This window comes from Bacillus cereus group sp. BfR-BA-01355, assembly GCF_022663675.1.
In the GTDB taxonomy this organism is placed as follows: Bacteria; Bacillota; Bacilli; order Bacillales; family Bacillaceae_G; genus Bacillus_A; species Bacillus_A thuringiensis_S.
Genome location: NZ_JAKUFY010000128.1, coordinates 1 through 15,072, shown reverse-complemented (window position 1 = coordinate 15,072; position 15,072 = coordinate 1). Strand labels below are relative to the sequence as shown.

Genomic DNA, 15,072 nt, shown 5'->3' with positions numbered 1-15,072 from the left:
GGCACTTTTAACAGTAGGATATTCTTCAGTAGCGAGTGCTTCAACAGGAACATTGACAAAGGAAGAAGCAGCGCAAATGCAGCAAGATAAAGCTAAAAAAGAAGAAGCAATTAAGGAACAGCAAAAAAGTGAAATAGAGAAAAAGGAAGCGGCACAAGTACAAGAAAAAAATGATATGGCTAAAGAAGAGGAAGCAATAAAAGCTGAGAAAAAAAGTGAAGAAGAGAAAAAGAGAATAGCGCAAGAACAGTTAAAAAACGATATGGCCAAAAAAGAAGCAGCTATAGAAGCTGGGCAAAAGAATGAAGTAGCTAAAAAAGAAGTAGCCAAGCCAGTTGTACAAGGTGAAAAATTGCCAAACACGGCATCAAATAACGTGGTAATGATGGGATTAAGTGCAGCCCTTGTAGCACTAGGTACATTATTTGGTTTGAATCGTCGCAGTAAGTTTAAAGTGTAAATAAAATATTGTCCTATAAAGAATGGGATAATTTCATATATTAAAAATGGTAGGTTACTCCTACCATTTTTGGCATGGAGGGATGAAACATGAAGTTACTCAATTATATCGGTATCATATTGATGGCTATAGGGCTATTCATGGGATCCTATTACGCTGTGGAATGGTATAAAGGAAAGAGCTCTGCCGGGCAATTAACAGCAGAAGAAATAAAGAGCCTTAAAAATATACAAGATACTCAACTTTCTCATGAAACACCTGTAACCACTCAAGTGCCTTCTTCTCAAACAGAACATAAAGAAGGAGAAAAGGTAGCGATGTTAAACATACCGAAAATAAAGAAGAAGTTTTCTATATATTGGGGAGCGGATGATACGACTCTGAAAAAAGGAGTTGGTATGTTTGTTAGTGATTTAACGACAACTCCATCTGGAGGGGGACATACTGTACTGAGTGGACATCGAGATACTGTATTTACAGATTTAGGAGAGTTGAAAGAAAAGGATACCCTTGTTTTAGAGTATGATAATAAAACGTACACATATGAAATTCAAAAGACATGGATTACTCATGCGGATGATCGTACTGTTATTATAAAAAAAGAAGAACCGATATTAACACTGACAACTTGTTATCCATTTGATTATATAGGGGATGCACCAGATAGATATATTATCGAGGCGAAGTTAACTGGCAGTTATTCAAAATGAAATTATAGTTTCTGAAAGCAGGAGGGGGATATATAAGTTATGTCAAAAAACATTTTAATTGTTGAAGATGAAGATATATTACGTGAAATATTAAAAGATTATTTTTTAAGTGAACAATATGTAGTGTTTGAAGCGAGGGACGGGAAAGAGGCTTTAGTTGTATTTGAAGAAGAAGAAGTTGATTTAGTTATTTTAGATATTATGTTGCCAGAACTCGATGGATGGTCTGTTTGCCGAAGAATTAGGAAGACGTCCGAGGTGCCTATTATTATGCTGACGGCGCGCGTAGATGAAGATGATACGTTACTTGGTTTTGAACTTGGGGCAGATGACTATGTGACGAAGCCGTATAGTCCACCCATTCTATTAGCAAGAGCGAAACGATTATTAGAAAGTAGAAAGGCATCGAAGAAACCTTTAGAGAATGAAGATGATACGTTATCGATTCATGGCATCCAAGTTCATTTTCCGTCACGTACTGTTACTGTTGATGAGGCAGATGTTAGTTTAACGCATACGGAGTTTGAAATATTAGTGTATTTCATGAAAAACCAAGGAATTGTACTAACAAGGGAACAATTAATTTCAAGAATTTGGGGATATGAATTTGCTGGTGATGATCGAACGGTTAATAGTCATATTCGTAATTTAAGAAATAAATTAGGAGAGAAGGCAAAGTACATTACAACTGTAGTACGAACAGGTTATAAATTTGAGGGAAATGTATGAAGAAAGGAATTGTACTAAAATTATTTACTCTTACAACAGCATTATGTATGTTGATTTTAGCGACGATATTTATTGGACAAACGATATTTTTTAAACAATATTATGCGAATCGAAAAGTGGAAGATATTAAAGTGAATTTAAATTCCTTTGAGAAGAATTATCTAAACTACACAGGAAATGCAGAAGGAATTCAGAAACTTGAGCAAGACTTTTTTAGGGAAAATAATACGTGGATTACGACACTAGATCAGAATGGGAATTTAAAACATGTGGATGATTTTTATTTTGAGGTAACGATAGATCGTAGGCAACAAAAGAGCTTTGGACAACAACTATTCAAGATACCCTTATACAATCTCGTCAATATAGAGGAGATTGATAATAAATCATTAGAGCAGTTTTTAGGACAAGAGATTTATTTTTCTGGAGTGAGAAAAGAAGATAGTTTTATTCCATTCTCTTTTTCTTTATCTAAGCAGAATTTAAGTGGATCTAATAAACCGTTAGAAAAAGCATTTCAGGAGAAAATAAAATTAGATGAGGAGAAAAAGAGAGCGGCTGGGGAGCAACTTGCTAAGGAAAAGAAACCAGCCGTACAGGAAGAAGCTGCTCAGGAATTAGGCGTTTACATAGGAGGACGTGTTACAAAAGTACAGTTACCAGATGTAAACGGTCCTGTGAATCCAATTTATAAAAATAGCATATTTTTAGATAATATTAAGGGTTTTCAAACCGATTTATTATTAAAAGAAAGCAATAAAATACGATATACAACACAAACAATAGATTATGAAAAGAATGATATAAAATATAAATTATTAATTAAGCCAATAAAAGAAAAAGACGGATCAGTAGCATATATATATGCAATGGCTTCTTTACAGCCTGTAGATGAAGCTGTACAAATGGTGCAAGATTATTACATATACATCATTGCATTTGTAGTCGTTCTTATTTTTTTAGCTTCGTTTTATTATTCAAAGCAAATTGCCAAACCGTTATTAAAAATAAATGATACGACGAAGAAAATAGCGCATTTAGATTTTACAGAAAAAATACCGATTACTTCAAAAGATGAAATTGGTGATTTATCGAAAAATATTAATATACTTTCTAACAAATTAAATTCTCATATCGGACAGCTTGAACAAGATATTGAAAAGGAAAGAAAGTTAGAAAATACACGGAAAGAATTCATTTCTGGTGTTTCGCATGAATTGAAAACACCGCTGAGTATTATGAAAAGTTGTATTTCCATTTTAAAAGACGGGGTAGCTGAGCATAAAAAAGAGTATTATTTTCAGGCGATGGAGAGAGAAGTAGACAAAATGGATACTTTAATTTTGGATATGCTTGAGTTAGCTAAATTTGAATCTGGTACATATAAAATGAAAAAGTCTTCGTTTTATATTGATACAGTAATTGAAGATATATGTGAACATCTATCTGTGGAAATAGAGAAAAAAGAACTTCATGTTCATAAAAATATACGTTCATTTGAAGTGATTGCAAATCAAGGCCGAATTGAACAAGTCATTGTGAACTTCATTACGAATGCAATACGTTATACACCAAATAAAGAGGATATTATTATTTCGACAATAGATGATAAAGATCGTATAAAAGTGTGCATTGAAAATAAAGGTACTCACATTGAAGAAGAACAATTAGATAAAATTTGGGATCGCTTTTATCGCGTGGATGCAGCTCGGCAGCGTTCACAAGGTGGGACGGGACTTGGGCTTGCTATTTCTAAAAATATTTTAGAATTACACGATGCTGAATATGGAGTAAAGAATACAGGAGACGGTGTATTATTTTACTTTTACTTACCGAAAAAAGCGTAGATAATGCATGCTACGCTTTTTTTAATTTATTTTCATACTATCTTTACCTAATCTTTATTTTTAAACGATATAATCTGGTTAGAAAACGAGGTTATGTAAGGAGTCGATGAACCGTGCATAGCAATTGGCTAAGTATAATGGTATTTATTTTCTTTTGTGCATTTATTGTATTTTTAATTGATATTACGATATGAAAAAAGAGCGCTCATTAAGCGCCCTTTTTTTGTGTATTCATTTGATAAGCACTGATGCTTTTGAATAAACGTGGTGAAGTGATAAATAAAAATATAAGTAAAACGGTACATAGAATATAGGAACCAATCATTGTACTACCGTTAAATATTAAAGAATATAGAGCTGCTGATTGTCCTTTTGGTGCATATTGTCCCCAGAAAATGATACCAGCGATAAAGTGACAGAAGTAACGAGCTAGACTACCGATAAAAGTAGCGACGATAATATATCCAATTACTTTCTTCCCTTGGTTTGGTTTTGATGAAGGTTTGTCTTTACGGCTACCTAAGTTTGATTGTTCTTCGTTATTTTCATTGGATGTTAAAAGCGCCTTTTGAATTGGACGATAGAATAAACCAGCAAACCCAATGAATGCGAAAGCAATGAAGTATTCAATTAATACTTGAATTGGTGTTACGATAATGGCATCGCCTACGACAATTTGTAATAATCCCCAAATTAAGCCTCCTAAGAAAGCCATTTTGAAACCCCAGCGATAAGCGATAATAAAAATAGGAATCATTGCAAAAGATATAGAACCGCCTGTAGCTGATATTTTTATTGAAAGTGGTAAAATGTCGATGACCATGGCGAAGGCTGCAAGAATAGCAGATTCAATCATCGCTTGTAAATTGGTGTTACGCATGTTGTCTCCCCCTAAATCCAAGTTGTACAAAAAAGAATAGATATCATAGGAGGATACGAAATACGTAAATGAAAAGAGGTATGTATTTCGGACGTTTGCACAATCCCTGCGTTAGCATTAACTAACAGGTTCGAAGGGTCGGAACGAAGTGTTCCCTCTCAGCGGCATGGCTCCCCCAGTGATAACGAGATTCTTTATTTGTTATTGTTTATTGTTTATTGTAAGCGAAATGGATGAGAATGGCAAACGAATCTGTTATGACAATTATTGAAATAGAATTGTAGCGAAATGTTAATAAATATGAAGCAAAAGGGTATAGTACAAGAGAAATAGAGTGTGCTATAATTCTTCTGAAAATAATTATCATTCTCTTCGGAGGGGGAAGGTTATGAGCTTAGTAGATATTAAAATCGGTGAGAAAGTGCTAGTGAAAAGTGTTCAGTCTTTAGATTATTTACTAAAGAGAAGATTGGCTGCTTTCGGTCTTTCTGAAGGAAGCGAACTTCGTATGAAGCAAAAGGCGATGTTCAAAGGTCCTTGTACATTGGAGTGTCGTGGACAGTTAATTAGTATTCGTCATTGTGACGCGAAAATGATAAAGGTGGAATTAGCGTGAATAAGGTTGCTTTGCTAGGGAATCCAAATACAGGAAAGACATCATTATTTAATGCACTTACTGGTTCTTATGAATACGTAGGAAACTGGAGCGGTGTAACAGTAGAAAAAAAGGTTGGTAAATTAAAAGATAGACAAGGAACATTAATTGATTTACCAGGTGTTTATGATTTAAATCCAGTTTCACGTGATGAAGGTGTTGTAACAAACTTTCTATTAACAGAAGAATTTCAGCATATGTTAAATATTGTGGATTCTTCGCAGTTTGAACGAAATATGCATTTAACGTTGCAGTTGCTCGAACTTGGCAAGCCAGTTTCAATTGGTCTAAATATGGTTGATGTGGCGAAGCAAAGAGGAATTGTGATCGATGTAAAACGTTTATCCGAATTATTAGGCGTAACAGTCGTTCCTGTCGTTGCAAGAAGTGGAAAAGGTTGTGAAGAACTACTTGCGACCCTTAAAGAAAATGACAAAAACGAGAAAAAACCATTCATTATTTCATATGGTGTACAAATGGATGAAGGAATTGAAGAGGTAATTTCTCTTTTAGAGAAAGCGAATTACGAGCATCCGAGATGGTTAGCACTTCAATTTTTAAGCAATAACGAAGTAGTAGAAAAAGAAATAAAAGCATTACCAATTTATAAGGAACTTGTAGCCATTCGATCTCGCCTAGAGGGAAAACTTGATTGTACGTTGGAAGAGCACATTTACAAAACTCGTGAAGCGTATATTGAAAAGTTAAAAACAAATGTTATGAAGCATGAGAAAGAAGGGGAAATTCCTTTTTCGGAAAAAATTGATAGACTAATTACGCATAAAATTTTAGGACTTCCAATCTTTTTAGCAGTTATGTTTTTTATTTTTCAGGTTACGTTTACGTGGATTGGGACACCTTTATCGGATATGTTAGATGAGTTTTTTGGTGGCCAGCTTACGGATTGGGTGACGGTTGGACTTACAAGTATTGGAGCTTCTCATTTTATTCAAGCGCTCGTTACAGAAGGTATTATTGCCGGTGTTGGTGCTGTATTAGTATTCGTACCACAAATCTTTGCACTATTCTTTTTCATTTCATTATTAGAAGACTCAGGATATATGGCGCGAATTGCAGTTGTTATGGATCGAATTATGGAGTTCTTCGGTTTAAACGGAAAAGCGTTTATTCCGATGATTATCGGTTTTGGATGTAACGTTCCAGGTATTATGGCAGCGAGAACGATTGAACAAGAAAAAGAACGTTTACTTACAGTTCTTGTAACACCATTTATGTCTTGTTCGGCACGTTTGCCTGTATACGCATTATTTGCGGGCGTATTCTTCCCTCATAGTCAGGCAACTGTTGTATTTTCTTTATATGTTGCAGGTATTGTTCTTGCATTACTAGTTACAAAAATTATGTCTCTTACAATTTTAAAAGCGGAAAAGTCTATTTTCGTAATTGAACTACCTCCTTACCGCGTGCCACAAGCGAAAACGTTATGGCTAAGCACGTGGGAGAAAGGGAAAGGATTTGTTCGTAAAGCAGGTACATTCATCTTTGGTGGTTCTGTTGTCATTTGGTTATTAAACTATGCAGGTCCATCAGGATTTGGTGTTGATATGGGAGACAGTTACTTAGCGATGATTGGTGGGTTTATCGCACCGTTATTTGCACCGCTCGGCTTCGGAACGTGGCAAGCTGCAGCATCCCTTTTAACAGGATTTTTAGCAAAAGAAGTTGTCGTTTCTACAATGGCAATTATTTATGCAGTTAAAGAAGATGTGCTTGGAAACGTAATGGGAGCACATTATACAGCATTATCAGCTTATGCATTTATGTTCTTTATTTTATTATATGTTCCATGTTTAGCGACGGTGGCTGTTATTAAACGTGAAACAGGATCAGCGAAATGGACGATTTTCTCAGTCGTTTATCCACTCGTTGTTGCTTATGTATTAACGCTTATTATATACCAAGTTGGATCTTTACTAGGATTCTAAAAGGAGATGTATAATGATGGTCAATATTATAATTGGAGCTATCATTTTTGGTTATGCAGCATACACGTTAGTTAATTTTGTAAAGAGAAGTAAAAAAGGAAAATGCGCAGCATGTTCTTTAAATAAGTCATGTCAGTCGAAAACTTGTAATCCGGATATGGAACAAATTGCTCATAATAAATAGAAAAAAGCTTTGCGAATTGCAAAGCTTTTTTGTTTTACTTTTTAATTTTTACAAGTTGAGAAGCTTCGACGCCTTTGTAACCAGGGAACTCTTTACTTGGGTCTTTATCAAATTTTAATACACCTACAGATTTTTCATCACCTTTTACACTGTTGTAAGTTGCGTCATCGACAATCGCATACATATCTGTATATGCACGGCCACTTCCGATAATTGTGTTGCCTTCATATTTTAATTTTGCCCCATCAAGTGTAGCATTTTCTACTTTTTCTTTTGCAAATAATAAACCTTGTTCTGTTGTTACAGCTGGTAATTTATCAAGTGGTTTCGTGTTGTCTTTTTCATCAACTTTGCTAAGTAACTCTTTTTTCACTAGTTCTTCACCAGTTTTCTTATCCATTACAAGAACTTTTTTACCATCTAATGTTGTCATTTTCATTTTATAGAAGTCTTTTTCTTTCACTTCTTTTTTGTTTTTATCTGTAATTTGCTGAACTTGTTCTTCTGAGCCGTACAGTACAAAACCGTTCGCTTTCTCTCCTAATAAAGAACAACCTGATAATGCACCAAATGAAATTGCTGCTGCTAATCCGATTCCTACTAATTTTTTCATGATGATTTCTCCTTTTATATGTTTTATAGTAAATACAATTTTTGTATTATTGCTTACATGTGAAGAAGCTTGTTTGTTGCTTCTGGTATTAGTGTATAAGAAATATCAGAATGCAACTATCGAGTTAGCTTACAGTAACATTACACTTATGTAATTTAGTGAAATCGCACAAAAGTAAGTTAATTTCAAAGAGGGATAATGAGAATATATTATAAATACAATATTGTATATAGAATGTCATATTATAATGGATGTATTTTGGAAATAACATGTAAGGACATATTAGTTTTGTTATAATAAACAAATAGGCTGTAAAATGAATATTCTTTACTGTAAAGGGAGATTTTTCAGTTTTCCAAGTAGTGAATTTGAAATATGAGGTTTATCATAGGAGGAATTTAGATGTCTGTATTTAAACGATTAAGAGATTTAACAATGTCAAATGTGTATTCATTAATTGAAAAAGCGGAAGATCCAGTTAAGATGACTGATCAATATTTACGCGATATGCAAGCCGATGTACAAGAAGCTGAGAAAAGTGTAGCAGCTCAAATCGCACTTGAGAAGAAATTCAAAATATTATTTGAAGAGCAAGAAGCACTTGTGAAAAAACGTGAAGAGCAAGCTCATATGGCTGTTCAAGCTAATAACTTAGATCTTGCGCGCCGTGCATTAGAAGAAAAACAAAATGCAGAGCAAAAAATGAATGAATATAAAGCAAGCTACGAGCAAAATAAAGCTGCTGCTGATAACCTGCGCCTTAAGCTAGAAGAAATGCGCAAGCAATTAACAGAGCTGAAAAATAAACGTGAAACACTTGTAGCACGTGTAAATGCAGCGAAAGCACAGAAAAATATTAATCAGGCAATGTCTGGATTTGATTCAAATTCAGCAAAAGCTGGTTTAAGCCGTATGGAAGAGAAAGCTCTTCAATTAGAGGCTGAAGCGGAAGCAAGCGGTGAAGTTTATAAGAAAGAAAAGTCATTAGATGATGAATTCGCAAGCTTAAACAAAAATTCTGCTGTTGACGATGAATTGGCTCGTATTATGAAGCAGTATGAGAAATAATATAGAATAAAGACAAATGAACCGACATGTCTAAACAAATTCATGTCGGTTTTCTATTATATTTTTGAGGAGGTTTTGCAATGACATGGATGAATGTAGTTGCCATGCTTGTATGGACTGGAGCGAGTGCAGTACTTTTATTTGCAATTATGTGGGTTGATTCAATTTTTACAAAATACAATGATTTAAAAGAAATCAAAAATGGAAATACAGCTGTAACAACTCGTTTTATTATGAAATTATTTGCACAAGGGTACATTTTATCTCAATCAATCACGAAAGCAAATGACTTATGGCAGGCGCTTCTTGCTTCAGCAGTTTCTTTCGTTATTTTATTAGTTGTAGAAATGTTTATCGAATTTGTGTTAAAGAAAATGTCTGGCTTAGATTTAGAAGAAGGTACGAAAGAAGGTAGCGTTGCACATGCGATGTTAGCTGGATCATTACATATTGTTGGTGCACTAATTTTAGGTGCTTGTTTATAAAGAGAAAAGGAGGGGTAGATCATGAGTTTATTTAAACGAATTAAAAATATAATGAAAAGCCCAGAGCCACCGAAGCCGGAAAAGAGTCTTTTAACGTTAGCTCCTGGCGATATGATTGAAGTTTCATTAGTTATGTACGAATTGACTGGGAAAACGAGTATGCATTCTCGTAAAGAAATTGTTTTAACACTGCAAGATGGAAAAGATATTCGTTATTTAAAAATTGAAGATCGTGAAAATACGTATTACAAATTATATACTCCAATTGATGGTCGCTTAGATTCAATTGATGAAATTCCGACGACAATTGAAATGGATGATACTGAGTACCATATGGAAGAACAATATAACGGACGTGTTGTTGTGATGGGGAAAACACCATTCTCAGCTTCAGAGGAACAGTACGTATGGGAATTCCAATCAGATAATCGAAAATTATTGCGTATTGAATGGCAAAATGGTCGCACAATGATGTATGAGGGAGAAGCAATCATTCCTGCTGATGTACAAATTATAAGAGCAACGTAAGGGGGCGTAATCATGTCAAACCGATTGTTTACCATGATTAAATCGTTTGTGATCCCTATACTTGCTATCGTTATATTACTTGTTGTTGCTGGTTATGCCTTATCAGGTTGTCAAGGCGGGCAGACAAAGTCGATTCAAGACCGTTATCCACTTGAGTCTGTCGCAAAGGAAGGTAAACAAGAATCTTACGTGTATAGGGCCGCCAATCGGTCAGTTCCTGAAGTAGCGAAGGAACTCATTAACGAAAGAGAACCGAAGCAAGCATCTAAAGAAGACGAAAATCAAATGTTCCTCGTTTATTCTGACAAGATTTATAACTTGCAAAAGGATAAAGAGAAACCATCGGATACGTTAATTGAAATAAGTAATAAAGAATTTGTCCGTCAAAATTATCAACCGTCCTTCTTGCAAGGATATATTATGGGTAGCATATTAAACGATATATTTGGTTCACGAAAATCATCATACGGTGATTATCGAGGATATAACGACAGACAAAATCATAAACCAGTCATTCCAGAGAGACCACCTACGAAAGAAGAAAAGAAAACCCCACCTCCAATTACGAAGGAAGGGAAAGGGTCTATTATTAAGCGAGGCGATAATGTAGATTCGAAACCATCAGTAGGTGATAAGGGAAGTATTACTGAAAAAGGAAGTAATACGACGCCCCCACCCTCTACTGGAAGCAAGGGTAAAATTACAAAAACACCAGGCGGTTCAAGCGGATCAGATGTGAAGCCGAAATCATCTATTAAAACTCCGCCAAGGAATACATCTCCCCCGAAAACGAGGGTCGGTGGTTCAGGAAAGATTACGAAGAGAAGATAGTGTAGAGACCGAAAAGTGTAAATTACTTTTTGGTCTTTTTTTGTTATGGGAATTAATTCCTTATAACTGGTACAATTGAAGTATAAGGAGGGGATAGTATGACTACGTATAAAAGATTTAGTGTAATTATGTTCCTTGTATTATTCCTCAGCTTGTTTATTAGCACGACAATGAAATTTCATTTTGTAGTAGGTATTCTATGGATACTGTGTACATGCACTTTATTTTTGTATATCCCGCTGCGTTTTCAACATGAAGTGACGGCTTTTCAAAAGTATGTAGCGTGGATTAAACGTGGGAGTCGGTGGGGCGAGTAAAAATATATCTACGTACTGGAAAAAACTTACAACTATAGCAATTTAATAATAAGAAGAGGGTGTGCCAAATTGTTGGCCCACCCTCTTTTTCATAATGATTAATGAATATCACGTTTCTTGAAATTACCGCCTTTTACTTCTGCTACGTCATAAACTGTAATAAAGGCGTGTGGATCGATTTCATTAATAAGTTCTTTCATTTTACTTTCTTCTAAACGGTTAATTACACAAGAAATTTCTTTGAATTTCTCTCTTGAATAACCACCGTATACTTCGTTATATGTTGCACTTCGGCCTAAACGATCGCGAATTGTTTCTACCATTAATTCAGGCTCTTTTGTGATAATTTTAAATGCTTTTGAACCACTTAAACCAACTTCAACGATATGAATCACTTTCGAAGCGATAAAGTAAGCAATTGCCGAAAGGATAGCTCCTTGAAGGCCGAATACCGTTGATACGAAAATAAATACGAACATGTTTAAGAATAAAATAAGGTCACTCGTTCCAAATGGTAACTTACGAGAAAGCAATACAGCTAGCATATCGATTCCATCTAATGCCCCACCGTTACGTAATGCTAGTCCCATACCAAAACCGATAATAATACCACCAACAACTGTAACTAATAATGTATCGCCTTCGATAATAGCTGGTATTCCGTGCATGACAACGGTACCTATTGCTAATGAAGCGATTCCAATAATAGAATAAATTGCAAAGCTTTTACCGATTTGCTTATATCCTAACCAAACGAAAGGAATGTTAATAACTGCGATTAGAGCTCCTAATGGCAATCCAAATAATCTTGAACTAACGATACTTAAACCAGTCACACCACCGTCTGATACGTTATTTGGAATTAATACTGCTTCTAATCCGTACGCTGTGATAAATGCCCCAATAATAATCATCAAAGCTTTCGAAGCAATTTTTAGCTTATTGGGCTTGTTTTTGATAATTTTCTCCATATAATTTCCTCGTTTCAAACTAGTTTCTTGTTTGTTACATAATTCACACCTAAATTTTATTTTAACATTTAATTTGAAAAAATTCTCCTTTAATGGATGTATGCAGGGAATATTATGACCATATTATTATTTTAAATACAACTGTAGAAGATTAGAGAGTGGTCATAATTTTAATATGAAAAAGTAGAATGAATAGTATGGATATATACATTTGGGGCACTAACCTTAGGGAGGGGGTTATGTGGGATACTGTACGAAATGTGGAAATGAAACGAACGAGGGCAACAAGTTTTGCGGGCAGTGCGGGGAGAGTCTTAGCTATAAAACGGTAGGGGGAAGTTTTTCGAATAGCAGTTCTAATAGTAGTATAGAAATTTTTTCTTTAGTCGGTTTCATCACTGGATTAATATCTTGGTTTATAAACTTATGGGGGCTTATTGGTAGTGTAGCTATCGTATTTTCTATATTGGGTTTAAACAAAAAAGTGACGGGTACGAGTAAAACATTTGCTATTGTTGGAGTGATTTCTGGAATAATTAATGTGTTGTATGCTGTTACGTTATTTATTTAAATTTGATGAACAAAAAGGTATAAAAAAGTCCCCTGTGCATAAAGCATTCAGAGGAATTTTTATTTGATAGCTATTAAGAAACAATAAAACTAATTACTGTTAGGAATAAAGCGAAGCCTAAAATAGTTCCACATATTTTCATATGGCGCTTACGTCCCATAACAACAATTGCGACATATTCACGAATCATTGCGTTAGGCCAGTAATAAAATGCAGTTTTTGATCCGATTCCTTGGCTATTAAGGCCAGCTTGTCTTGCATATATACCAGCGCGGAAAAGATGGAAATTATTCGTTGTAAAAATACTTCTATACTTACCTTCTGTTTTTAAAGAATCCATAATTTCTTTAGAGAACAACATATTTTGATATGTGTTTACAGAGCGATTTTCTTGCACTGTATGTTCAAGAGGAATTCCTTTTTCAACAGCATAATTTTGCATCGCTTCCGCTTCTGGAAGGCCTTCATCTGGACCTTGACCACCAGAGAAAATAATTGTTGGTGGTGTATTCACAGCTGCTTGTTTCCAATAAAAGTCGATAGCTTTATTAATACGACTTGCAAGTAAAGGTGGTACTTTATCATTAATTAAGCCGCTACCGAGAACGATGATGAAATCTTGATTACGTCTTGGTCTGTTGAATTGATATAAAAAATATGCGCTTAAGAAGTTAGATAAATGCACAAAGAAATACATAGTTATAAGAGAGATAGCAGCAAAGATAAATTGAAAATGCTCTGAGAATAAATTTGCTGGATTTATGATAGGGAGCATTATAAAGAATAAAATCCCTAAAGCAGCAATTAAAGTTAAAGAGTTTGTGAAGTGTCTTCCTTCACGTTGCATTAAAATTTTTGCATTAAGAAAGAGTCCGAACATTAAAGCGACTATAGCAAAAGGAATCATTACAAGTAGTGCTAACATGGGGATGATAACGATAAAATGTAAATCGTTATTACCAGACTCAAATGAGGCTATAGCGCAAAACAATAGAAATGAACAGATAAAGGCATTAAATAAAAAGCCGTTTATTATTTTCCGCGGATCTTTTAAATACGAGATAAGAAAAATAATAAACAATATAAGAGGAATAATTCCAAAATACAGCATAAATATAGTACACCTCAACTTGTATAAGAATTTGACATACCTTTTATATTACATGATTATATAAGTAAAAATGAAAGAAAAAGGATTTTGAATTTTCTCAATAAAATATATGGATACATATGTTACAATATATTCAAAGCGATATATTAAAAGTAAAATGGTTGAAGAGGCACTCAGTAGAGTGCTTTTTCTTTTTGTATGTAATTGTGCATATTATATTTTTTTTCAAATGAAGAGGATTACAATATAAGTTGTAGACAGACTTTATAAAGCAGAATTTAATACAAACATTTCCCTCTACTTTTTGTATCTAACAATCGTATAACAATAAATAATTCTGTTTTATAGTGTCTGTTTTTGAAAGGTGGCTTCTTTGAAGGCACCTTTTTTTTATTAGTATAGATAGTTTTCACTGTTAGCATAGTGTAAACTATCTATACTAAACATTAGCAATCTTCCGTATAAATATTATCAATTTACTATATATTCCAGTGGTGTTAACCTACATATGAAAGGCTTTCTTTTTCAAAATATTACCCCTAATAAAATTTTGAAGAAGTCAACTGTCTCCAAACTTGTCTTTATGCTTAAGGAAAAAGCACTCAATTTGAGTGCTTTTTCTTATTAAAACATGCTATTTTTCTAGGCGATTTTCATAAAATAAAAGTAAAGAAATGAAAGTGGGTGACAAAATGCCAGCAGTTGTGGAAGGTGTTATTATTGAAAACTGCAATGGAACAATTAATGTAGGTGATAAATATAACGTACAGCCGATTGAAAAGACGAAAGCTTACAATGGATCGGGATCATCAAATACAGGAATGAAAGTACAAACGTTTAGCGGAATTAGTACAGCTGATGTATGGGATAATGATGTGAATGATCAGGGGATACAGTTTACTTTATAGCACAATATGTAAAATTGCATAAAATGATGAAGTTGCCCTATGATACAATCTAGCTGTGAGCTGTTAATGATTCTTCTGTATTATAGTTGTTAGATTAGAAATATAACATCTTATTAAAAATCATACGTATAAAAAAGACACTTCAACTGAAGTGACCCCTGTCAAGTAGACAGTATTCAAAAAACACAACTAAGCAACCTGAGTTCTATATTTATATGGACTCAGGTTATTTAGTTTCTTTTGGAACCTTTGGTGATT

The 15,072-nt window shown here is 34.2% G+C and carries 18 protein-coding genes and 1 riboswitch; of the genes, 14 read left to right on the top strand and 4 right to left on the bottom strand.

Annotated elements, in window-relative coordinates; all coding sequences use genetic code 11:
• The 4 genes from MR167_RS27295 to MR167_RS27280 form a co-directional block, all read left to right on the top strand.
• On the top strand, positions 1-460 hold a 460-nt coding region (locus tag MR167_RS27295; RefSeq protein ID WP_242315949.1), incomplete at its 5' end, for an LPXTG cell wall anchor domain-containing protein.
• A gap of 89 nt (positions 461-549) precedes the next feature.
• Positions 550-1,170, top strand: coding sequence for a class D sortase (locus MR167_RS27290; protein WP_000771574.1), 621 nt, complete (start codon positions 550-552; stop codon positions 1,168-1,170).
• A gap of 39 nt (positions 1,171-1,209) precedes the next feature.
• Positions 1,210-1,899 carry a response regulator transcription factor gene (locus MR167_RS27285; protein WP_000041850.1) on the top strand — a complete coding sequence of 230 codons (690 nt, stop codon included), beginning with the start codon at positions 1,210-1,212 and terminating at the stop codon, positions 1,897-1,899.
• Positions 1,896-3,746 carry a sensor histidine kinase gene (locus tag MR167_RS27280; protein ID WP_000715418.1) on the top strand — a complete coding sequence of 617 codons (1,851 nt, stop codon included), beginning with the start codon at positions 1,896-1,898 and terminating at the stop codon, positions 3,744-3,746. Before MR167_RS27285 ends, MR167_RS27280 begins: the two co-directional genes overlap by 4 nt.
• Before the next feature lie 208 nt (positions 3,747-3,954).
• On the opposite strand, the gene thiT is transcribed toward MR167_RS27280, so the two are convergent.
• On the bottom strand, positions 3,955-4,626 hold the full coding sequence (gene thiT, locus MR167_RS27275; protein WP_106082378.1) for an energy-coupled thiamine transporter ThiT: 672 nt from the start codon (positions 4,624-4,626) through the stop codon (positions 3,955-3,957).
• A gap of 85 nt (positions 4,627-4,711) precedes the next feature.
• A riboswitch (TPP riboswitch) is annotated at positions 4,712-4,813 on the bottom strand.
• A 201-nt stretch (positions 4,814-5,014) separates the two neighbouring features.
• Between thiT and MR167_RS27270 the strand changes: the two genes are divergently transcribed.
• The 3 genes from MR167_RS27270 to MR167_RS27260 are packed head-to-tail and all read left to right on the top strand — an operon-like array spanning position 5,015 to position 7,411.
• A complete protein-coding gene (locus tag MR167_RS27270; protein WP_000060521.1) occupies positions 5,015-5,242 on the top strand; it encodes a FeoA family protein in 228 nt (75 codons plus the stop codon).
• Positions 5,239-7,227 (top strand): ferrous iron transport protein B, encoded by a 1,989-nt coding sequence (gene feoB, locus MR167_RS27265; protein WP_106082379.1) that lies wholly within the window; start codon positions 5,239-5,241, stop codon positions 7,225-7,227. Before MR167_RS27270 ends, feoB begins: the two co-directional genes overlap by 4 nt.
• Positions 7,228-7,240: 13 nt before the next feature.
• A complete protein-coding gene (locus MR167_RS27260; RefSeq protein ID WP_000989591.1) occupies positions 7,241-7,411 on the top strand; it encodes a FeoB-associated Cys-rich membrane protein in 171 nt (56 codons plus the stop codon).
• A gap of 34 nt (positions 7,412-7,445) precedes the next feature.
• Here MR167_RS27260 and MR167_RS27255 read toward each other — a convergent pair whose 3' ends face one another.
• Complete coding sequence (locus MR167_RS27255) at positions 7,446-8,024, bottom strand: lipoprotein BA_5634 family protein (RefSeq protein WP_000737467.1); 579 nt, start codon at positions 8,022-8,024, stop codon at positions 7,446-7,448.
• A 402-nt stretch (positions 8,025-8,426) separates the two neighbouring features.
• Between MR167_RS27255 and MR167_RS27250 the strand changes: the two genes are divergently transcribed.
• The 5 genes from MR167_RS27250 to MR167_RS27230 all read left to right on the top strand — a co-directional run bounded on the left by MR167_RS27250 (position 8,427) and on the right by MR167_RS27230 (position 11,253).
• A complete protein-coding gene (locus MR167_RS27250; protein WP_000110281.1) occupies positions 8,427-9,092 on the top strand; it encodes a PspA/IM30 family protein in 666 nt (221 codons plus the stop codon).
• Positions 9,093-9,172: 80 nt separating this feature from the next.
• Positions 9,173-9,577 (top strand): DUF350 domain-containing protein, encoded by a 405-nt coding sequence (locus MR167_RS27245; RefSeq protein ID WP_000220087.1) that lies wholly within the window; start codon positions 9,173-9,175, stop codon positions 9,575-9,577.
• A gap of 21 nt (positions 9,578-9,598) precedes the next feature.
• Positions 9,599-10,105, top strand: coding sequence for a DUF4178 domain-containing protein (locus tag MR167_RS27240; protein ID WP_000051750.1), 507 nt, complete (start codon positions 9,599-9,601; stop codon positions 10,103-10,105).
• A 12-nt stretch (positions 10,106-10,117) separates the two neighbouring features.
• Entirely contained in the window at positions 10,118-10,936 is an 819-nt protein-coding gene (locus MR167_RS27235) for a DUF4247 domain-containing protein (protein WP_000071190.1), read from the top strand.
• Between the two features lie 98 nt (positions 10,937-11,034).
• On the top strand, positions 11,035-11,253 hold the full coding sequence (locus MR167_RS27230; protein ID WP_000214757.1) for a hypothetical protein: 219 nt from the start codon (positions 11,035-11,037) through the stop codon (positions 11,251-11,253).
• 98 nt (positions 11,254-11,351) lie between these two features.
• Here the strand turns inward: MR167_RS27230 and MR167_RS27225 are convergent, their stop codons facing one another.
• Positions 11,352-12,224 carry a YitT family protein gene (locus tag MR167_RS27225; RefSeq protein ID WP_000411240.1) on the bottom strand — a complete coding sequence of 291 codons (873 nt, stop codon included), beginning with the start codon at positions 12,222-12,224 and terminating at the stop codon, positions 11,352-11,354.
• Positions 12,225-12,465: 241 nt separating this feature from the next.
• On the opposite strand from MR167_RS27225, the gene MR167_RS27220 reads away from it, so the two are divergent.
• On the top strand, positions 12,466-12,795 hold the full coding sequence (locus MR167_RS27220) for a zinc ribbon domain-containing protein (RefSeq protein ID WP_016077177.1): 330 nt from the start codon (positions 12,466-12,468) through the stop codon (positions 12,793-12,795).
• A gap of 73 nt (positions 12,796-12,868) precedes the next feature.
• Here the strand turns inward: MR167_RS27220 and MR167_RS27215 are convergent, their stop codons facing one another.
• Positions 12,869-13,903: a YdcF family protein gene (locus MR167_RS27215; protein ID WP_242315951.1), complete on the bottom strand. Its 1,035-nt coding sequence runs from the start codon at positions 13,901-13,903 to the stop codon at positions 12,869-12,871.
• 677 nt (positions 13,904-14,580) lie between these two features.
• On the opposite strand from MR167_RS27215, the gene MR167_RS27210 reads away from it, so the two are divergent.
• Positions 14,581-14,814, top strand: coding sequence for a spore germination protein (locus tag MR167_RS27210; protein WP_002005871.1), 234 nt, complete (start codon positions 14,581-14,583; stop codon positions 14,812-14,814).
• Positions 14,815-15,072: the final 258 nt, after the last annotated feature.